General features: G+C 70.9%; 16 protein-coding genes. 10 read left to right on the top strand and 6 right to left on the bottom strand.

What is annotated here, in order from left to right:
* Nucleotides 1-64: 64 nt before the first annotated feature.
* The gene (locus P696_RS0123965; RefSeq protein ID WP_245627787.1) at nt 65-862 is read right to left on the bottom strand and encodes an enoyl-CoA hydratase/isomerase family protein; all 798 of its coding nucleotides are present in this window, start codon (nt 860-862) and stop codon (nt 65-67) included.
* Between the two features lie 249 nt (nt 863-1,111).
* On the opposite strand from P696_RS0123965, the gene P696_RS47635 reads away from it, so the two are divergent.
* The gene (locus tag P696_RS47635; protein ID WP_064744101.1) at nt 1,112-1,816 is read left to right on the top strand and encodes a TetR/AcrR family transcriptional regulator; all 705 of its coding nucleotides are present in this window, start codon (nt 1,112-1,114) and stop codon (nt 1,814-1,816) included.
* A 46-nt stretch (nt 1,817-1,862) separates the two neighbouring features.
* Here P696_RS47635 and P696_RS0123955 read toward each other — a convergent pair whose 3' ends face one another.
* The gene (locus tag P696_RS0123955) at nt 1,863-3,500 is read right to left on the bottom strand and encodes an amidohydrolase (RefSeq protein ID WP_026414328.1); all 1,638 of its coding nucleotides are present in this window, start codon (nt 3,498-3,500) and stop codon (nt 1,863-1,865) included.
* A 291-nt stretch (nt 3,501-3,791) separates the two neighbouring features.
* Between P696_RS0123955 and P696_RS47630 the strand changes: the two genes are divergently transcribed.
* The 6 genes from P696_RS47630 (at nt 3,792) to P696_RS54770 (ending at nt 11,627) form a co-directional block, all read left to right on the top strand.
* A complete protein-coding gene (locus P696_RS47630; protein ID WP_170026564.1) occupies nt 3,792-6,959 on the top strand; it encodes an AfsR/SARP family transcriptional regulator in 3,168 nt (1,055 codons plus the stop codon).
* Between the two features lie 163 nt (nt 6,960-7,122).
* Entirely contained in the window at nt 7,123-8,229 is a 1,107-nt protein-coding gene (locus P696_RS0123940; protein WP_026414327.1) for a RiPP maturation radical SAM C-methyltransferase, read from the top strand.
* A 140-nt stretch (nt 8,230-8,369) separates the two neighbouring features.
* Nucleotides 8,370-8,789 carry a hypothetical protein gene (locus P696_RS52875; RefSeq protein ID WP_051468079.1) on the top strand — a complete coding sequence of 140 codons (420 nt, stop codon included), beginning with the start codon at nt 8,370-8,372 and terminating at the stop codon, nt 8,787-8,789.
* Nucleotides 8,790-8,838: 49 nt separating this feature from the next.
* Entirely contained in the window at nt 8,839-9,717 is an 879-nt protein-coding gene (locus P696_RS0123930; RefSeq protein WP_051468078.1) for a peptidoglycan-binding domain-containing protein, read from the top strand.
* Nucleotides 9,718-9,873: 156 nt separating this feature from the next.
* Entirely contained in the window at nt 9,874-10,686 is an 813-nt protein-coding gene (locus tag P696_RS54775; RefSeq protein WP_084338037.1) for a CHAP domain-containing protein, read from the top strand.
* 11 nt (nt 10,687-10,697) lie between these two features.
* Nucleotides 10,698-11,627 carry a peptidase inhibitor family I36 protein gene (locus tag P696_RS54770; RefSeq protein WP_084338035.1) on the top strand — a complete coding sequence of 310 codons (930 nt, stop codon included), beginning with the start codon at nt 10,698-10,700 and terminating at the stop codon, nt 11,625-11,627.
* An 802-nt stretch (nt 11,628-12,429) separates the two neighbouring features.
* Here P696_RS54770 and P696_RS0123910 read toward each other — a convergent pair.
* Both P696_RS0123910 and P696_RS47610 read right to left on the bottom strand, forming a co-directional pair.
* The gene (locus tag P696_RS0123910) at nt 12,430-12,978 is read right to left on the bottom strand and encodes a GNAT family N-acetyltransferase (RefSeq protein WP_026414324.1); all 549 of its coding nucleotides are present in this window, start codon (nt 12,976-12,978) and stop codon (nt 12,430-12,432) included.
* The gene (locus tag P696_RS47610; RefSeq protein WP_051468077.1) at nt 12,975-14,165 is read right to left on the bottom strand and encodes a SagB/ThcOx family dehydrogenase; all 1,191 of its coding nucleotides are present in this window, start codon (nt 14,163-14,165) and stop codon (nt 12,975-12,977) included. Before P696_RS47610 ends, P696_RS0123910 begins: the two co-directional genes overlap by 4 nt.
* A gap of 1,222 nt (nt 14,166-15,387) precedes the next feature.
* On the opposite strand from P696_RS47610, the gene P696_RS0123900 reads away from it, so the two are divergent.
* The 3 genes from P696_RS0123900 (at nt 15,388) to P696_RS0123890 (ending at nt 19,179) form a co-directional block, all read left to right on the top strand.
* On the top strand, nt 15,388-16,437 hold the full coding sequence (locus tag P696_RS0123900) for a hypothetical protein (RefSeq protein ID WP_157429881.1): 1,050 nt from the start codon (nt 15,388-15,390) through the stop codon (nt 16,435-16,437).
* 528 nt (nt 16,438-16,965) lie between these two features.
* Nucleotides 16,966-17,997: a GlxA family transcriptional regulator gene (locus tag P696_RS0123895; RefSeq protein ID WP_084338033.1), complete on the top strand. Its 1,032-nt coding sequence runs from the start codon at nt 16,966-16,968 to the stop codon at nt 17,995-17,997.
* 213 nt (nt 17,998-18,210) lie between these two features.
* The gene (locus tag P696_RS0123890; RefSeq protein ID WP_026414321.1) at nt 18,211-19,179 is read left to right on the top strand and encodes an ArsR/SmtB family transcription factor; all 969 of its coding nucleotides are present in this window, start codon (nt 18,211-18,213) and stop codon (nt 19,177-19,179) included.
* A gap of 81 nt (nt 19,180-19,260) precedes the next feature.
* On the opposite strand, the gene P696_RS52870 is transcribed toward P696_RS0123890, so the two are convergent.
* Nucleotides 19,261-19,734 (bottom strand): hypothetical protein, encoded by a 474-nt coding sequence (locus P696_RS52870; RefSeq protein ID WP_051468076.1) that lies wholly within the window; start codon nt 19,732-19,734, stop codon nt 19,261-19,263.
* A 283-nt stretch (nt 19,735-20,017) separates the two neighbouring features.
* A complete protein-coding gene (locus tag P696_RS47600; RefSeq protein ID WP_051468075.1) occupies nt 20,018-20,416 on the bottom strand; it encodes a hypothetical protein in 399 nt (132 codons plus the stop codon).
* Nucleotides 20,417-20,559: the final 143 nt, after the last annotated feature.

Genomic DNA, 20,559 nt, shown 5'->3' with positions numbered 1-20,559 from the left:
TTTGTTCCGCTTTGGAGGGACGGCGAGGTCGGTGGTGGGGCGAGGGGGCCTGGGGACGTGGACATCAGGTGTTCCTCGCCCGGCTGCCGTTCAGGGCGGCGTGCGCGGAGTACTCGTCGGCGATCGCGGCGTCCGTGACCAGGGCGTGCGCGATCTCCAGGGCGAGCGCGCCCTGGAGCGTCCCGTCCGTGCCCTCGTCCAGCGCGGTCTTGGCCAGGGACGTCGCGAGGGGCGGCTGGGACGCGAGGCGGCGGGCCCACTCGAGGGCGGCGTCGAGCTGCGCGCCCGCCGGGACGACCCGGTTGACCAGGCCGATCCGCTCGGCCTCGCGCGCCGGGACGGGCTCGCCGAGCAGCACCAGTTCCTTGGCCTTCGCCGGGCCGACCAGCGCGGGCAGCAGGTGGCTGACCCCGCCCGTGACGCTCAGCCCGATCCCGACCTCGGGGAAGCGGAACACCGCGTCCTCGGCGGCGACGACCAGGTCGCAGCCGAGTGCGAACTCCGCACCGGCGCCGACCGCGTGCCCGTGGACGGCCGCGATCACCGGGACGGCCAGCGCGCGGATCCGCCGGGTGACCTCCTGCAGCCGGTCGAGGCGTTCGACCAGCGGGGTCGGCTGCTCACGCGGCTCCTTCAGGTCGTGTCCGGCGCAGAAGGCGCGGCCGTTCCCGGTGAGCACCACCGCGCCGATCTCCCGCCCGGCGGCGTCCGCGCAGCGGGCGAGCGCGCCGAGCAGGCCGTCCACCAGCGCGGGGTCGACGGCGTTCAGCCGGTGCGGACGGTTGAGGCGGACGACGGCCACCGCGCCGTCGAAGGTCACCTCCACCGGCCGCGTCCCGGACGCGGCGAGAGGGTCGTTCACCTGGGCCATCCTGCCTCCATGGTCGCGATGCCCGATCCCCGATCGATCGATCGATTGGGCTGGACGCTAAACCGGGCACGGCCGCTCCGTCAAGAGTCCGGACGACACCGCGCGACCCGCCTATACGCTGGGGACCCGCGGCCCGGACCCGTCCGGAACGCCCCGGGGCGGCCGGAATCCGCCCCGTCCCCCGCCCCGCCGAGCCCGGGCCGGGGCCCGACCCGGCGGAACAGAAAGCGACGGCATTCCATGGCACGAGCGAGCGGCCCGAGGACGCGCGGGGGCGGGGTCGCGACCGGCGGCACCGAGGAGCAGATCCGGCGCGCGGCGGTCCACCTGTTCGCCACCCGCGGGTTCCACGCGACCGGAATCCGCCAGCTCGCCGAGGCCGTCGGCATCAACTCCTCCACGCTGTACCACTACATGGGCACCAAGGAGGACCTGCTCTTCGAGATCACGCAGGACAGCTCGCGCCGGCTCATCGACGCCGCCAGCCGGCTCTCCCCCGACCTGAACCCGCAGGCCCGCCTGTGCGGCCTGGTCTACCTGCACGTCTGGTCGCACGCGACGCATCCCGAGGAGACCGCGGTCGTCGACAACGAGCTGCGCAGCCTGGACGGCGAGCGGCTCGCCCGGGCCGTCGAGCTCCGCGACCGCTACGAGGACTTCTGGGCGGACGCGATCGCGGACGGCTGCACGTCCGGAACCTTCGCCGTCCAGGACCGGCGCATCGCCCGGATCGCCCTCCTCCAGATGTGCTCGGGCGTCGCCGGCTGGTACTCGACGTCCGGCGAGACGTCCCTGCGCGACCTCACCACCACCTACGCGCAGATGGCGCTGAGCCTGCTGTCCTGCAGCCGCGACCATCGAACGATCGAACGGCTCCTGGACGACCTCGACCTCCAACCCGTCGTGGCCGCCGCCTGGCCGGAGACCACCCCGTCCCCCCGCTGACCCGGGCTTGGGGGGTCAGGCGAAGGTTGTGCCGGGGACTTGGGGGTCAGGCGAAGGTCGTGCCGGGGGCTTGGTGGGCGAAATCGCCGTCGATCATGGTGGCCAGCACGCGGATGTCCCTGATCCGGGTGGGGTCGATGGCGGTGAGGTCGTTGTCGAGGACGGTCAGGTCGGCGAGGCGGCCGGGGGTGATCGCGCCCATGTCGTGCTCGTCGAATCCGGCGTGGGCGGAGCCCGCCGTGTAGGACGCGAGGGCCTCGAGCGGGCTGACCGCCTCGCCCGGGGTGAGTGGTTCGCCGCTCTGCGTCCGGCGGTTGACCATGTCGTGGATGCCGAGCAGCGGATTCCCCCGGACGACCGGACGGTCCGAACTGCCCGGGACGACCAGGCCCGCGTCCAGGAACGAGCGCTGCCGGTAGCACCACGGCTCGCGCGACTCGCCCAGCGCGGCCCGCATGCCGTCGCCGATCTGCCCGACGAACGTCGCCTGCGGCACCGGGACGACACCGAGTTCGGCCAGCCGTCCGACCTGGTCGGGACGGGTGACGGCGCAGTGTTCGATCCGGTGCCGCGGGTCGGGGCGCGGCTGGACGGCCTGCGCCTCGGCGTACGCGTCCAGGACGAGATCGATCGCTCGATCGCCGATCGCGTGGGTCGCGACCTGCCATCCGCCCGCGTGCGCCCTCATGATCCGCTCGCGCAGCGCCTCGGCGTCCATCTGCAGGTAGCCGCTGTTGCCCGCCTCGCCCTCGAAGTCGCAGCACATCGCCGCCGTCCTCCCGATCAGCGACCCGTCCGCGAAGATCTTCATGGCCCCGAGGCGCAGCCACGCGTCCCCGAACCCGGTGCGGAGCCCGAGGTCGAGGCCGTTCGCCGGGGCCAGTCCCGGCTCGCGTTCGAGTTCTCGCGCCGAGTCGGACGCGACCATCAGCCGCACGCGCACGCCGAGGAGCCCGCGTTCCCGCGCGACCTGGTACGCGGCGCCCTCGACCGGTGAGTGCCCGATCCAGCCGCGCCCGATCCCGGCTTCGGTGCAGGTCGTGATGCCCTCGCTCAGGTACTGCTCGCTCGCCGCCCCGATCGCCCGGACGATCTGCTCCTCCGGGAACGGGTACCGCAGGCGGCGCAGCAGCATCTGCGCCTGCTCCTCGAGCAGGCCGTTCGGCCGCCCGTCCGGGTCGGTCGCGACCCTGCCGCCCTCCGGGACGGCGGCCCCGTCCAGCGCCGCCGACAGCGCCCGCGAGTTGGCGACCGACATGTGCGCCGACGTGTGCCGCAGCCACACCGGGTGATCGGGCGCGACGGCGTCCAGCCCGTCCCGGTGCGGATGCCCGCCGATCTTGTTCTGGTCGTATCCGGACCCGATGATCCACGTCCCGGCGGGCTGTGTCCGGGCCCGCTCGGCGACCGCCGCGTACACGTCCTCGACCGTCCGCACGGGCGGGCTCGCGAGATCGATCTCCGTCCGGGACATCCCGAAGAGCACCATGTGGTTGTGCGCGTCGTTGAACCCGGGCACCACGCACGCGCCGTCCAGCGAGACCACCCGCCGGGCCCGGACGCCGTCCAGTTCCTCGTCCACCCCGACGATCCGCCCGTGGTGCACCCCGATCCGGCGCACCACGGGACGCCCCGGATCCACGCTCAGCCCGACCAGATCCGTCAGAACCGTATCGATACGCACCCGAACAACTCCCATCGATCGATTGATCGGGATGGTACGCAACCGACCCCGCGGCCGTCACGTGCGGCGGCCCGGCGGCTCCACGGTCCCCCGGACGGGCACCGCACGTCGTCACACCTCAGCGGTTGCCCAAAATCCGCGCCGAATTTGTGCGTGATCTCCAATGAACATGATCTTCAGCGACCTTCACCCGCCGTTGCCTTGACGGGGCGGATGGCCGGAGCGATCTTGACGAGAGCGGGTGGACGCCACGTCGGAGACGGGAGTGGGCGGATGGGCGAGGAGGACCAGATGCGGATTCTCCTGCTTGGACCGATCGAAGCGTGGCGAGGCGGGGACCGGCTGCAGGTCGGCGGGGTCAAGCAGCGGACGCTCCTCGCCGGACTGGCGCTGCGCGCGGGCAAGCCGGTCTCGGCCGACCGGATCATCGCCTGGCTCTGGGGCGAGGAGCCCCCGACGACCGCCGTCCAGCAGCTCCACAAGCAGATCTCGCAGCTGCGCGCGCTGCTGGGTCCGGGCACGGTCGAGCGGCACGCGCAGGGCTACGCGCTGCGCGTCGAACGGGACCAGATCGACCTGACCGGGATGGAGGCCGCGGCCGAGGCCGCCCGGACCCACCTGGCCGAGGGCCGGTTCCAGGAGGCGGCCGAACGGTTCCGCGCGGCGTTGTGGACCTGGCGGGGACGGTCGATCTCCGACGCGGCTCCCGGGCTGAGCACCGACGGGCATTTCCTGGAGGAACGGAGGCTGGCCGCGGCGCTCGAGTGGGCCGACGCCGAGCTGAGGTTCGGTGGAAGCCCCGAGCTGGTGGCCGGACTCCGGATCCTGGTGGCCGAGCACCCCTACCAGGAACGGCTCTGGGCTCAGCTGATCCTCGCCCTCCACCGCGCCGGACGGGTCGCGGACGCGCTGAGCTCCTACGAGCAGTGCCGTAGCGTCCTCGCGGACGGCCTCGGCCTGGACCCGGGGACTGAGCTGCGCAGACTCCACCAGGCCGTGCTCACGGGCGACCCGGGTCTCGAGGTCGCGCCGCCGCCCGGACCGGAAGCGGGACCGGACCCCGGGCCGAAGCCGGAACCGATCCCGGAGCCTGTTCCGAAGCCGAGCCCGGAACCGGGATCGGGATCGGGATCGGGATCGGCGGCGCTGCGGCCGGTCAACCTCCCGGCGGCGGTCGGTGACTTCGCCGGCCGGGAGACGCAGATGGGCTGGGTCCGCGTGTGGTTCGCCGCCGACGCGGTGGAACGCCTGGCCGTGCCGGTGCTCGTCATCTCCGGGAAGGGCGGGGTCGGGAAGACCGCCCTCGCCCTCCAGGTCGCCCACGACATGGGCCCGGACTTCCCGGACGGCCGCCTCTACGTGAACCTCCGCGGCCACGACCCGCGTCCGACCGACCCGCACGACGTCCTGCGCCGGTTCCTGCGGGCGGTCGGCGTCGACGACGGCGCGATGCCCCAGGACCACGACGAGGCCGGTGAGCTCTTCCGGTCGCGGACGGCCGGCCGCCGGATGCTGTTCCTGCTCGACAACGCGGCGAACGAGGCCCAGGTGCGTCCGCTGCTGCCCGGCTCCCCGACCTGCTCGGTGCTGATCACCAGCCGGTCCCGCCTGTCCGGGCTGGACGGCGCGCACCCGCTCAACCTGGAGGTCTTCGAGCCCGAGCAGGCGGTGGGGCTCATCGAGGCCATCGTCGGACGGGAGCGGGTGGCCGCCGAGCCGGAGAAGGCCCGCGAGATCGCCCGGCTGTGCGGTCACCTGCCGCTGGCGGTGCGCGTCGCCTCGGCGCGCCTGGCCAGCCGTCCGCACTGGTCCCTCGCCCGCCTGGTGGACCGGCTCCGGGACGAGCGCCGCCGCCTGGACGAGCTCGCGTTCGGCGACCTGGAGGTGCGGGCGAGCGTCGCCCTCGGTTACAACGGGCTGAGCGCCTCGCAGCGCCGGGCCTTCCGCGTGCTCGGCCTGGTCCAGGTCCCCGAGTTCCCCGCCTGGGTCCTCGGCCCGCTGCTGGCGGTCCCGGTCGGCGAGGCCGAGGACCTCGTCGAGGCGCTCGTCGACGCCCAGCTGCTGGAGGTCGTCCGGAGCGGGCAGGGCGGACGGCTGCGCCTCCGCTTCCACGACCTGGTGCTGCTGTACGCCAGGGAGTGCCTGTCGGAGGAGCCTCCCCGGCTCAGGCACGCGGCGTTGGCCCGGGTCAGCGACGCCTGGCTGCGGCTCGCGGGCGTGGCCGAGTCCCGCGCCCACTCCGGAGCGCACCGCGCCTGGGGCCCCGCCCCTGTGTCCCCCGCTGCGGACGCGACATCGCCCTCCGCCCCAGGCGTGACCTCCACCCCAGGCGTGACCTCCGCCCCGGGCGGGACGTCGGCCCCGGGCGGGACGTCGGCCCCGGCTCCGGGCGCGGCATCGGCCTCCGCTCTGGGCACGGTCGCTAGTCCCGCCCCGGGGGCGTCCGCGTCGGACTACGCGGGCCTGTCGGACGTCGAGTTGGACGAGATCATCTCGGATCCGCTGCACTGGTACGACGAGGAGCGCCTGGCGCTGAGCACCGCCGTCTCGCAGGCGTGCGAGGCGGGCCTGTCGGCGGCGGCCTGGGGCATCTGCCACCACCTGGTGGAGTTCTTCGAGGTCAGGGGCCAGTACGGCGACTGGGAACGGACGCACGGCAAGGCGTTGCGGCTCTGCCTGGAGACCGGTGACGCGATGGGCGAGGCCACGACACGTCTCGGCCTGGCCCGCTGCCTGCTGTACCGGGACTTCGACAGCGCGCTGATCGAGGCCGAACTCGCCCTGACGGCCTTCCGGGAACTCGGATGTCAGGCGGCGGAGGCCGAGGCCCTCACCACGCGGGCCTCCGCCCTCCGGGCCCTCGGACGGCACCGGGAGGCGAACGCCGCCCTGAGCCGCGCGCGCGACGTCGCCCGTCAGGCCGGAAACGACATCGCCGCCGTCCGGACCGAGCGGGGGTTAGCCCTCACCAGGCACGACCACGAGCACGCGTCCGGCCAGGGCCGGGACGCCGAGTCCGTCGCGGCGGTGTGGCGGACCCTGGACGGCCAGGCGTTCACCCTCCTCACACTCGGCCTGTCGGCGCTGTCGCGGGGGACGCCCGGGGCCGCCGCGCTCGTCCGGTCCGGCCTGGGGCTGCTGACCCAGCTCACCATGGAGATCGGAGGAGCCCAGACCTACTACGTCATGGCCCGGACGGACCTGGCCGAGGGCCGGGTGGCGCAGGCGATCGGCCACCTGGACAGCGCCAGGGAGCTCGGGCGGTCGTCGACCTCACCGCACTTCCTCGCCCAGGTGCACTCGTGGCTCGCGGAGGCGTTCCGGATGTGCGGACGGGAACGGGAGGCCCACGCCTCCTACCTCGCGGCCAGCGCCATCTACCGCGAACTTGGGAACGGTCCGGCCGCCGACGACCTGGACCGGCTGATGGCCGCGCTGGAACCGGTAGCCGAACGGTAGGAAGCCGGAAGTATCCCTCCGTAACCTCCCGGGCACCTCCGGTCCGAGAGTGGGGAAGGGTGCGGCGATGAAGAAGACCGTGATCTCCGATGACGTCCGGTCCGCCGGGCGGGGCACGCGCATCGTGGCCGCCGAGGCGGTGACCTGCTGAGGCCCGCGCGCCATGCGAATCGTGCTGGCGAACCTCTCCCGGGCCCCGGTGGACGCCCCGTCCCCGGCCCTCGGCGTCCTCACGTCCGCGGCGGGTGGCCGGTACCCGCCGGACGACGTGGAGGTGCTCCACGCCAACGTCGACTTCCGTCACTGGGTCGCCGGGCAGCGGTCCCTCACCGCCCTTCACGCCCTGACCCCCGCGTTCGTCCACCGGCTGGCCCGCCGCATCGTGGCCGCCGCCCCCGACCTGGTCGGGTTCGCCTCGACGTACCGGCAGAACACCGCGTCGCTGGCCACCGCGCGGCGGGTGAAGGAGCTGAACCCCGCGATCCGCACGGTCCTCGGCGGGACCGGTTGCGACGGCGTCGAGGGGGCCCGGATGCACCGCGACCACCCCGCCCTCGACTTCGTCGTCCGCGACGTGGACGAGACGGTGTTCGCGCGTTTACTGACGGCGCTCGACGACGGCGGCGACCTCGCTTCGATTCCCGGCCTGTGCTGGCGCGACCGGGACGGAATCCCGCACGCGAACCCGCCGTCCATGGCGCCTTTGGATATCCGGACGCTTCGGGACGCCGTGTCGGCGGGGATCCGGCCCAACTGGAACTACCTTTACGGCTTTCCCGGTGAGAACGACACCGACTGCCTGGCGATCCTCGAGCAGTTCCCCGCACTGCACCATCTGACCCCGCCGATGGGCACCTCCGCCCATCTCCACTCGGCCGCGGAAGGCGGAAGGGGAATCGGTCAGGACGTCGCCGCCCGAATCGAATCGGCCGTCGGCAGGTGGCGTTCCGAGCACCGGAACTGCCGGTTCGTCCACTGGGACACGGACGACGTCGTGCGCCTTTCCAACAGCAGGAAGCGCTACGCCTGGCGCGAGTTCACCATCGACGACCCCTTCGGCGTGGCGATGTTCCACCTGCTCAGCGCCCCGCGAGGACTGCCCTCGCTGGTGAGGCGCCTCACGGCCGAACTCGGGGTCAACGTGACGCACGACCAGGTCCGGCGGATCCTCGGCCATTGGAAGACGCTGGGGCTGGTCTTCCACGACGGCGTCCGGTACGTCCACGTCGCCACCCTTCCGGGGCCTTCTCCTTTTCGCGCGCAGCGGTAGCCGAGGGGAAGCGCGATGGAAGGTTTTCGGAACCCCTCTCCAGGACTCTTGGAGAGCCCGGCCTCCGAAAGGGAGAGCGCGCTGCCCGATGGCCGAACCGGCCGCTGCGCGACTGCCCCTCACCCGAAGGGAACCCCGTCATGAAACTGCTCACCCGCGCGGCACTGGGCGCCGCGACGGCACCTCTGGCGCTCGGCTTCTTCAGCCCGGCGGCGCACGCCGAGCAGGCGCCCGGATGCTCGAGCACCGTCCAGATCGGCTCGACCGCCTACGTGTACCTGGACGGCCAGACCTTCGCGTCGGTCAAGCAGTTCAAGGGCTGCGGAAAGAACTACGCCTACATGTACGTGTGGGAGGGCTACCGCTCCTCGCACAGCACCTGGGACGTCTGCGTCTCCATCGCGACCGTCGACTCGGCGGGCCGTCACCTCATCGACCTCAGGTGCCCGGGCAAGGTCGTCGAGGCCTGGTCGTCCGGCGCGGACACGCTCAGCCAGTGCACCGTCGCCGTCGGCTGGTACCCCGACCGGGCCAACGCCGCCACCGACGTCCGCTGCTGACGTGCCGGTCACGGCACATTCTCGCCCCAACGGAAGGAATCACCCCGCAATGAAGATGATCAGGACCCGGACCGCCCTCACGGCGCTGCTCGCGACCGTCGCGGTCTCGGGCGGTCTCGCGACGAGCGCCGTGCAGGCGTCGGCCGCGTCCCCGAAGCCGACGGCCCCCCAGGCCACCGTGCTGCCGGTCGTCGACATGGAGGCCACCGTCCTGGCCGCCCAGATCGACCCCCGGCGCGCCGACAGCACGCTCACCCCGGGCGCGAAGGACTCCGTCCTCGCCGTCGAGAAGGCGCTCCAGGCCAAGGGCCTGCTGGCCGCCCAGTGGGTCGACGGCTACTTCGGGACCTCGACCACCTCGGCGTACGCGGCCTACCAGCGCTCGCTCGGGTACAGCGGCCTGGACGCCAACGGGCTGCCCGGCAAGACGTCGCTGACCACGCTCGGGCAGAACCAGTTCACCGTCACGCGCGTGCTCACCGTGGGCGCGAAGGTCCAGCGCGACGGGTACACCGTCAACTCGCGCACCCAGGCGATGCTCACCGAGGCCGAGCGCCTGCTCGGGTTCACCCTCAAGCTGGACCAGGGCTCCTACAACCCCGGCGGCGACCCGACGTCCGCCGGGACCCACGACGGCGGCGGCGTCGTCGACATCAACGTGGACGGCATGACCGCCACCACCCGCACCAACGTCGCCCGCGTCCTGCGCCAGGTCGGCTTCGCCGCCTGGGTCCGCAACCCCACCCAGGGGAACTGGCCCTGGCACATCCACGCCGCGGCGATCAGCGACACCGACCTGTCCAGCGCGGCCCAGCACCAGATCGGCGACTACTACCTCGGCATGAACGGCCTCGCGAACCGCGGCCCGGACGACGGGCCCCGGATCAGCCCGATCCAACCCTGGGAGGAGTACCTGCGCACGCACTGACCCCGGCCGGGCGTCCGATCCCCACGCCCTGACCAGGCGCCGAGAGCGCCACCGCCCCTCCGAGACCGTCCCCCTTCGAGACCGTCCCTTCGACACCAACCCCCCGATCGTCGATCGCCCCCGCGAGAGATCGATCACTCCGCGAAAGAGGGAAAAATGTCCTTCGTCCGCAGGACGCTCGCCGTCGCCGGCGCCGCGCTCTCACTCACCGTCCCCCTTGTGGCCACCGCCTCGCACGCCTCCGCGACGGGCCGGAACGGGGTCTGCGAAAGCGGTGAGTTCTGCTACTACTACAACAGCAACCTCGCCGGTTCGCTCTCCGACTTCACCGGATCGCTCGGCGACTACGGGACGACCCAGCCGACCTGCTACGACTTCAAGAGCGCCGGCGCCGGTCAGGGAATCTGCATCAAGAACAACGCGGCATCGGTCTGGAACCGCACGGGATCGACCGTCCGGGTCTACTACAACAGCAACTACGGCGGCGCGAGCCAGGACTTCGGGCCCGGCACGAGCGGCAATCTCAACACCACGCTGAAGAACAACAACGCCTCGCACCAGTTCCTCGGCGGATCGGGCGGAGAGACCCCGCGCAACGACTACGACGGAAACGCGCGCGGCTTCGCGCAGAACAACTGCACGGCGTTCGCCGCCTACCGGATCGCGAGCCGCCTCGGCGTCCCGAGCTTCAACAACTTCTGGGGCGGGACGACCTGGGGTAACGCCGGCACCTGGGACGACGCGGCGCGCCGGGTCGGCGTGACGGTCAACACGACGCCGTCGGTCGGCGCGATCGCCGTCAACGACGTCCACAAGGTCGGCCACGTCGCCTACGTGAACCGGGTCTACTCCGACGGATCGTTCGACGTCGAGGAATACAACTGGAACAACCCCCTCGCGTACGGCACGCGCTCACACATGCACGTGAGCTCCGCCGACAACGAGTTCCAGTGGATGATCCACTTCTAAGGCGGCCTGTGATGACCTTCCTCAAGAAAGCCCTCGCCATTCTCGCCGTCGCCGGATCGACGCTCACGGGAATCGTCGCGGTGTCCGCCCCGGCTTCCGCGGCGGCCCGGGACGGGGTCTGCGACAGCGGAGAATTCTGCTACTACTACAACAGCGACGAGGCAGGTTCGCTCTCCGACTTCAGCGGATCGCTTGCCGACTACGGGACGACCCAGCCGACCTGCTACGACTTCAAGAGCGCGGGCGCCGGTCAGGGCGTCTGCGTGAAGAACAACGCGGCGTCGGTGTGGAACCGCACGGGATCGACCGTCCGGGTCTACTACAACAGCAACTACGGCGGGTCGAGCCAGGACTTCGCGTCCGGGGCGAAGGGCAACCTGAACCCCACGCTGAAGAACAACAACGCCTCGCACCAGCTGCTGTCGGGCGGGCCGACGGGATGCCAGACCGACGGCAGCAACACCACGCTGCCCAGCACGATCCTGGTGTACCGCGTCGGTCTGGGGCGGGTCGACCGGGTCGGTTTCCAGACCTATGTCGAGAACGTCCTCCCGAACGAGTGGATCTCGAGCTGGCCGAGCGCCTCGCTGGACGCCGGGGCGATGGCTGTCAAGACCTACGCCTGGTACTGGGCGCTGCACTCGACCCGGAAGACCCCGAGCGGGGCGTGCTACGACGTCCGGGACGACACCGGCGACCAGGTCTACCGGCCGGGCTCGGCCCTGTCCTCGACGACCTCCGCCGTCCAGCGGACGTGGTCGACGCGGATGAGCCGCAGCGGCAGCATCTTCGCGGCCCACTACTGCTCGACGTCGACCGCCTGCGGCGCCTGGGTGGACGGCGACTGGATGTCCCAGTACGGCTCGCGTGACTACGCGAACTCGGGCTGGAGCTACCAGTCCATCCTCACCCACTACTACAGCGGCATCACCATCTCCTGACACCCCTCCCCAGCGGCCCGCGCCGCGGAACCGGTAGCCCACACCGGCCCCGCGACGCGGGCCATCCGCGTCCTCGCCCCGCCATCGCGCAGCCGCTCCTGACGGATCACCTGGTCGGGCGGGGTGTCTCCCCCCAGCAAGCGGCGACTGCCCCCAACTCGGACGGCCTGGCGGTCACGCGCCCTACGTTCAGGCCATGGGCGAGCTGCGCAACGGCACCGTCGGACTTCTTCCGATGACTACAGGGCCACAAACGCGTCTTCTCCGGAGCGGGCCCTTCACGCGCTCAACACAATGGAACAGCCTGCGCCAGTTGCGACAAGCGCCGACCGCGGCCTCACATTCCCCTGGGAAGGCTCGCCAACGGCAGTCCGCCCTACGTGTGCACGGACTACTCCGGGGCCCTCCCGAAAGAGCGGACACCCAGCCCTACCCCTGCTGTGACCCCGATCACCACACCCGCCCAGCCACTCCGCGCCACCGGCACGGCCCACCCCCTGCCCGCCGCCTCCCACCGACACAGCAAGGCCAGCTGGCTCGTCCTCCTGACCACCTTGCTGTTCACCATCCCACTGATCGCCTCGCTCACCCTCCTACGCCTCGGCAGCCGAGCCAGCCTGAACCCACGGTTGGGCAGCACTTCGCCCTGAGCGAGTCAGAATTCGCTCCCCAGTGCCGACCACGTTGCTGACGGCAGCGACCCGGCCGATGAGCGTCCACTCCAGGCGGGCAGTGGCGTTCCTCTTCGCGGGCCGACATGGGCGGTCGCCATACTTGGGGATCAGGTTCGGGAGGGGACCGCCTACGAGGAGCTCTCAACGCGCACACGTTGGGGCGTGGGCGGGTCGGTACGCAGGATGCTGAACTGGGCGCTGTCGTGCCAGGCGCCGTCGCGCCAGATGAAGCCGCGGAGTGTGCCTTCCCGGGTGTATCCGGCGTTGGTCAGGGATTTTTGCGCGGCGAGGTTGCCGATCTCGGTGGTCGCCTCGATGCGGTTCAGCTGTGTGTGGGCGAACAGGTACGCCGCGATCAGGCGGGCGGCCTGGGTGCCGTACCCCCGACCGCGTGCCTCCGGCAGCATGGTTCGCCCCAGTCGCCAGCAGGAGGAGAACGGGGTGATGGGGCGCCGCCCCCAGTTCAGGGCTCCGACCGTCTGGTCGCCGACGACGGCCATCAGCACTCCGCCGTCTTTGCCGAGGAGACGGTCGTCTTCCCAGCGCCGGGGGAACACTCGCGGGTCGCTCCAACCGCACCAGGCGTACTCCCCGGCCATCTCAGCGTCCTGGGTGAGCTGCACGATCGTCGCCAGATCCGCTTCCTGCACCGGCCGCAGCGACACGCGGTCGTTCATGCCTTCGCGAAGGGGGCCGGAACGTGAACGCTGCGAGTGCTGGTTGTGGTGAGGGTGGCGCGGTGGGTGCGGAAGGTGTCGAGATCGGCAGGTGGTGGGGCGTTGCCGGGTTCGGGGTGGGGGTGACCGGCGGCCAGCACGTACACGGGAATCCGGGCGGTGTTGTCGATGCCGAGGCGTCGCGCGATGGCGGTGTCGCCGAACGCGCCGGTCTGTGCGGGGCCCAGGCCGAGGGCGGTGGCGGTCAGGGCGAAGGTCTGGCCCAGGTGTCCGGCGTTGAGGAGGCTGACCCGGTAGCAGCGCGGCATGCGGTACTTGACGCGCATGCGTTCGACGACCGCGACCAGGACGACCAGGAACGCGGCGCCTTCGGCCCAGTCCTGCCCGGCGCACAGGTAGGCGGCCTCTTCACCGGTGAAGCCTTCGGCCAGCGACTCCAGGCTGTGTTCGCGGCTGTTGTAGTGGTAGATCCCCGCGGGGACGCCCTTGACGTTGGTGATGGCGAGGTAGGCGTCGAGTTCCTGTCGTGCGCCGCCGGCCGGGCTGGTGCGGCGGATCAGGGCGCCCAAGGGTCCGGCGTCGATGTAGTCGACGGGCGCGAAGCAGGTGGCCAGCAGCGTGGCAAGGGTGGGCAGGTCCACCGGTTCGGTGGTGAAGTCGCGATGGGTGCGCCGTCCGTAGAGCGCATTGCCGAGCCCGGTGTTCAGGCGGGGATCGGGGCGGCGGGGCAACATGATCCGGTCGACGTCGGGGTAGGCGGTGAAGATCGCTGGGAGGGGGCCGTCCAGGACCACCGGGACCTCGTCCGAGCCGTGGGGTTCGCGCGCGGCCTGGGCGCGTGTTTCGGCGGTCACGGTGTCCTGGGTGGCGTAGTGGAAGAACGGCGCTTCCGGTTCCCAGGAACGCCAGGCGTGGGCGATCTGGGCGTCGAGATCGGCTTCGTGAGTGTCCTCGGCGATCAGCAACCGGTGTTCACGCAGGACGGAGGCTGCTTCCCCGACGGTGGCCTCGGTGAGATGGTCGAGCGCGGCGGTCGCCTGCTTCAGCGTGGTCCAGTCCTCGAAGGCGGTCAGGACCTCGGCGGTCGCCGGATGCAGCGCAACGGGAGCACCGTCGGGGTAGGGGTGGGCGACGAACTCTCCCTCATGCCAGTAACAGACTAGGCAGCGGCGACGGCGAAGACGCACGAAACACCCTCTCCCTCATCACGGAACGACGGTGACGCAGAGACGTGCGGACGGGAGCCGAGCACGCAGGACGCATCGGCTCTCGCCCGATCACGAGTGGCCTTCCGGACCCGTCAGCGCCTCGGTTGGAGTCGCCCGGAGTTGTAGACCTCTGCCCAATGTGCACTGTTGCGGTCACAACGAGTAATGCGCCTAGCGGCGACCTTGATCGTACGCATCGCGCACGAACCTCCTTCTCCTTCTGCCTCTGCATGTCAAGCGACGGACAGTGGGTATCTGTCACCAGTCACCCTTCCCTCCCTCGCACGCACTAATGGACACTCAGCGTAGGCACCCGGGTGGCAGACCTCTTACTGATCGGCCGCGCGCCCTTGCCAGCCACGCCACATGCGTCCCGCCCTGATCAGCCATCCGGAACAGCACGAAACGCCACTGCCGTCACACAGAGCTACAGACCTCTGGTCACCAAGGCTCGGCGGTGTGGGTGGCAGCTCCGCCGCGGCCCCCACCCAGCGCCAGGTGGATGCCGGTCCTGCGCGAGCAGGACCCGCCCTATTCACAGGCCCCGGTCATCACGATCCGCACCTACGACGACGCTCTCGGCCCCGGTCCTGAAAGCGTGGTCGAACTCAGCAGCTCCAGACGCTCAGCAGCCCGCCGCGCCCGCGCCCCAAGCGCCCCGACACGAATCCGAGCAATATCGCCGCCGCGCCGGCGCCCCCACCAAGGCAATCCTCCCGGGCACACCACGCAGCGACGAGCACTCTCCCTGCCTGATCGCCAACATAATCAAACAGAACCCGACGCCCAACCCATCTCCGCCTCAAATCACTGCCCGCGACAGCGGAGCCAGAAGAAGCGGGACGACCACCCCAAACTCCAACGCCCCGCGCTGCCGCCCTCAACGATCACAGCGGACAGCGGCTCATTTCAGTGACGCACTCACAGCCCAATATTGTGACCACTGACCCTTTGAGGGCGGCGCGAAGCCCGGCAAAAGGCTACGACTGGGTTCCGAGGGGCGAGAACAACAGTCAAGGTGCCAAACTGAAGAACTTCTATTACCAGTACCGGGTGCTGGACGCCACGTCGGCCAAGACCAAGGGATATGCCTTCAGAGTCGCCGTCTGAGGGCGGGGCTCCAGCGAAGCGGTGGCCCGCCGGGCAGGGCCACCGCATCGCCGTCGCCCTTTGTTCCATCGTCTCTCTTGGAGGTTCACCCATGGGCTCATCCAGCGACCACCCCGAGGACGCATCCGACTACAGCGGGGTAGTGAAGATCGGACATCATCAGTACTGGCTGCGTGACGAGGTCGAGCCCAACGTCGACACGCTCGGCGAAAACAGCGACCCCGGCCCGTCCCCACTCGTGGCGATCGACGAGAGCCGCCGCATGGCGAGCATCTACACCGGGATGTACGGCTTCGACCTGCCCCTGACCATCCAAGTCCGCAAGAGCCGCCCCGAACCGGTCCTGGACGACTGGGACGAAGCGATCGAGTTCAGTCTGCTGCTCAAGCCGGGCGCTCACGTCGAATCCATCCTCAACGAGGACGGCCTGGACTTCGACCTGCCCGCCCCGGGCAGCTACCGGATCCGCCTGCACGCCGTGGGCCGCCAGCAGGGAGAAGAGCGACAGCACATCTCGATCGACCACGGGGACGACCCCGTCGAGAAACACATGCTCCAGATCTGGCCCGCGCCCTCAGCCCCGCTGCAATGGCTCAAAGAACACCCCCGGCCGACCTGGGAACCAGACCCCGACCAACCCAGAACCGACTTCTACGTCGAGACCTCCAACAGCCAGTACTGGATCAGCGACCACACCACCGGCCGGCAAGCCGCCAACGTCACCGGCCGCGGGAACGGCGTCATCCTCCCCGAACCAGACGGCCACATGGCAGCGATCTTCACCGGAGAACCCGCCAGCATCGTCGAGGTCCAGAAGGACATCCTCGCCGCAGCACCCGACCTCGAACTCGACGACTGGGAGGAGGTCGCCGAGGTGAGCATGGTCTTCACCGGCCCCGACTTCGGCTGCAACTTCCTGAACGAGTCCGCTCCCCCGGGATACGAATACCTCCCGGCAGAGGACGGGCAGTCGCGGACCTACCGTGTCCGAGTCTCAGTGAAGGGCCGCCACACCCCTCACGAACTCGCGGACCGGCCCCCCAACACCCCTCGCCATGCCGAACGGCACCTGATTCAGATCTGGCCAGCGCCTCAAGCGCCCGAGAAGATCTGGAAAGCGCCGAGCGCTGAGACCCGCTGAACTGGACTATGCCACCGGGTGTGACACCCCAGCGGATCTGATCCGCACCGTCGAAGTCACCCGCTGGGCTGGCAACTCCTACTACGAGCGCCAATACGCCGGAGCCGTCGCCCAGCGCGTGAGGCCAGGTAGCGGCTATCACAGCACTCCAGGCTCGCCGAGTCCTGCACAAGCGCGAACCCCTCGGCTTCCCGCACGAACGTTGCGACGAGTCCGGCGTCGCCGACCGCCTGCCCGCCTCGGGAGGTGCTGTCATCGGCTTCCCTTCGGATAGCGGTCACCCAGCGGCCTGCCTACCTTGAGGACTCCCGGGCCAGGCGCTCGGCCGGGGCCCGGTTCGGCGTGGACTCGCCGCGCTCGCGCGGCTCGGACCGCCGCGCCGCCCTGGCCCCCTGGTGTTGCTCGGTCCGCAGCACGGGCGGGCTCACGTCCAGGCGTCTGGCCGGAGCCGGTCATGTTAACCGGGCGTTAATCATCCGATTACCGGTTTACGGTCGTGTTCTTGGGCGGCGCGAGGTTCGGAGGGGAATGACCGGCACCGGGTTCGAGATCTTCACCAGGGCCGCCGGCGCCGACCGGACCGACACCGGCATCTCGCTGCGGGTGGTCGTGGTCGTGTTCGACGGTGTCTCCCTGGGGAGCATGTCGTTCGCGTTCGGGGTGTTCGACGTCGCGGCGGCCTACGGGTGGCTGCCCGGACTGGCGCCGACGCTCGTCGCCGGTGCGCCGGGCACCTCGATCGGCGGCGGCGGGCTGACCCTGGACGTGCCCTATGACCTGGACGCGATCCGCGGCGGCGACCTGGTCATCGTCCCGACGCTGCCGCAGACGACGGCCGAGGCGCCGCCGGAGCCGGTGCTGGCGGCGCTGCGCGACGCGCACGCGCGCGGCGCCCGGCTGGCGGGGTTGTGCAACGGGGCGTTCGTGCTGGCGGCCACCGGGCTGCTGGACGGTCGTCCCGCGACGACGCACTGGGCGGTGGCGGCGCGGCTCCGCGAGCTGTACCCGCGGGTGGAGGTCGACGCCAGCGTGCTGTACATCGACGACGGGGACGTCCTCACCGCGGGCGGCGCCGCTGCCGGGATGGACCTCGGCCTGCACATCCTGCGCGCGACGGTCGGCGCCGCGACCGCGAACCTGCTGGCCAAGGCCATGGTCCTGCCGCCGCACCGGCCAGGTGGGCAGGCGCAGTTCATCGAGTCGCCGATGCCCGAGGTGGACGCCGCCGACCCGGTGGCCGAATCCATCGAGTGGGCGTGCGCGCGGCTGGACACCGCGCTGCCGGTGGGCGTCCTGGCGCGGCGAGCCCACATGAGCAGGCGCAACTACGACCGCAGGTTCCGGGAGATCACCGGGTCGGCGCCCGCCGCCTGGCTGACCCACCAGCGGGTCATCCGCGCCCAGCAGCTGCTGGAGTCGGGGGACCTGCCGGTGGACGAGATCGCCCGCCGCTGCGGCTTCTCCTCGGCGGCGGCGCTGCGGCCGCATTTCCGTCGCGTGGTCGGGGTCGCGCCGAACGCCTACCGTCAGATGTTCGGACGGCGTTGCCCAGAGAGCTGACCTGCAGGTTGTCCGAAAACCGGCTGTGGATGGCGCAATCGGCACTCGTGCCCGGCATGTTCGTCCGCTGAGACTGCAGTGTCGGCGGCGTCCGATGCGCTTGGCGGGAACGAGGGCCCGCAGGCGCACGGCCCCCGGTCGGACGTACGGGGACACGACCGGGGCGGAGTCGCGGACACGCGCGTTCGACAACGGGGACGGGGGCCGCGATTCATGCTGCGCATCCACTTCACGCCGGAGGACCTGCGCCGGACGAGGCTGGCCGAGGGGCCGGAACCACTGTGGGAGATCCTGCTCAGCCTGCACAAGCTCACCGACGGTCAAGGGCGGCCGGTCTTCGACGGGTGGCGACGCCGCGTCCGCTCCCGGCCGTCCGCCTGGTCACGTGACCTACCGCTACTCGCACCGCCTTCGGGTTACTCCCCCGACTTCCTCACACCGGGCGCCGAGGCGGGTTGCCTGGACGCGGGCCTGGACCAGGTGCTGTCCACCCCGCGCGAACACCTCCGGCGCGACCTCGCACGGCTCGCGCCGGGGCGCCGTCCGGGCGGTCCGGCCGCCGAACTCGCGGGCGGGCAGCTCGGCGGGCTCAGGTGGCTGGGACAGGCGTTGCGCGACTACCACGCCGTCGCCCTGGCCCCGTACTGGGACCACGTCCGCAGCCATGTGCTGACCGACCTCGCCGTCCGCCGGGACGAACTGCGCCGCGGCGGGACGGCCCGGGTCCTGGCCTCCCTGCATCCACGGGCCCGCTGGTCGGCTCCCGTGCTCGAGCTGCCCTACCCCGCCGACCGGGACCTCCGGCTGGACGGCCGGGGCCTGCGGCTCATCCCGTCCTTCTTCTGCTGGGGAACCCCGTTCGCGCTGTGCGATCTCGATCCGTTCCCCGCGCTGGCCTATCCCATCGAGCACGAACTGGGCTGGCTCGGCGAACACCGGCCCTCGGAACAGTCACTGCACGCCCTGCTCGGCCGGACGCGCGCGAAGGTGCTGGCCGCCATCGCGGCCGAGGGCGGCTGCACCACCAGCCGCCTGGCCCAGCACGCCGGCGTGTCCCTGGCCTCGGCCAGCCAGCACGCCACAGTCCTTCGGGAGGCCGGCCTGATCGCCTCGATCCGTCGCGGCGGCAGCGTCATCCACACCCTCCGCCATCCGGGCCACGCCGTACTGCGCACGTCCTGAGACAGGACGCCGCGCCACCGGATCCCAACGGAAGGGCACCTCGCCGGCGCGGCGAGGTGCCCGCTCACGAACGTGCCCGGATCAGATGTTGGCGGTCCCCATCCGGGACACCGGCCGGATGTACCGGTGCGTGTTCCCGTCGTAGCGCAGCGCCTGCCAGTGGATCCTCCTGCCCTCCTTCATGTTGTAGTCGCAGACCGCCCACTTGCCGTAGCCGAGCGCGTTGCGGCACCCGCCCTTACGGCCGTAACTGGTCTTCCAGATGGCGACGGCGGAGTAGTGGTCCTTCTTGGTGTCCTTGACGTAGACCTTGTCGCCGCTCGGCTCGAAGCAGGCGATGGATCCGGTCGTGGAGACGCACCGGAGCGCCTTCGCACCGACGGTGCGGGCGTCGGCCCCGGCCAGGGCCGTGCCGTCGGCGACGGACGCGGCGCTCACGCGCGGCTGCGGAACGGGCGCGCTCTCCGCGTGGGCGGAGGCGACCGCCAGCAGCGGCGTGATCGTCCCGGCCGCCATCGCACCGGTGACCGCCATCATGCGCAGTGTGCTCGACATGGGAGCTCCCTTCTCTGCGGGGTGACGTCACGACTCCGGTCGAAGCCGTGTCCCACGATGGTCGGTGGCGGACCGTCCGGGGTTCCACGCCCTTTCAGCCCTGCCCGAAACCCCGGGGGATGACGATGAACGGGCGGGGTGTCAGCGAGGATCGTTCCGTGCCCCCCGCACACCCTTGGATCGTTTTGCCTGGAGTGAGTCGCTCTTGTGCTCAGGACGGCGGGGTGTGGCAGATTCCGTTGTCAGAGCAGGAGTCCAAGATCGCGCAAACCCGCCCAAGACGTCATTCAGGCTGCTCATCAGTGAGCATCCTGAGCATCGTGAACCCGATGGCGAACTCGGCGGGGCGGAGAGCAACGGTGGCGATCTCTGGGTCGCCGAAGACGGGGGTGCCGTCGGGGCGGCGAGTGTAGGGAACTCGGCCGTAGTCGACGCCTTCGGACAGGTCGCCGGTAGTCCAGGCGATGACTTCCTGTTCGCCTTCGCGCAGCGCGTGGTTGGAGACCTGGCGGGTGGCGATGGAGTGTTCAGCGATGAGCCAAACCATGGGAACGGCCAGGGCCCAGCGGGTGGCGCCGGTTTGTTTGGCCTTGGCGGCGGCGCGGAGTTCGAAGGCGCGGGCGGTGGCGTCGTCGCGGGGGTAGTCGTAGTCGCTGAGGACCAGCCGGGGTGACCCGTCCAAGACGACGAGGGTGAGCCCGTCGTAGATCTTCCAGTTGCGATCCTCGCCTGCCCCGGGGGGCGGGCGCCACTACTGACGCGCGGACGCGTGCAGCACGCCGCGCGGGTTGCGATCCTCGCCCGTCCCGGAGGGCGGGCGCCACC

This window comes from Actinomadura oligospora ATCC 43269 (assembly GCF_000518265.1).
Taxonomy (GTDB): domain Bacteria; phylum Actinomycetota; class Actinomycetes; order Streptosporangiales; family Streptosporangiaceae; genus Spirillospora; species Spirillospora oligospora.
Note: the sequence above shows the minus strand (reverse complement) of the source record. Positions and strands in the feature narration are given on the sequence as shown.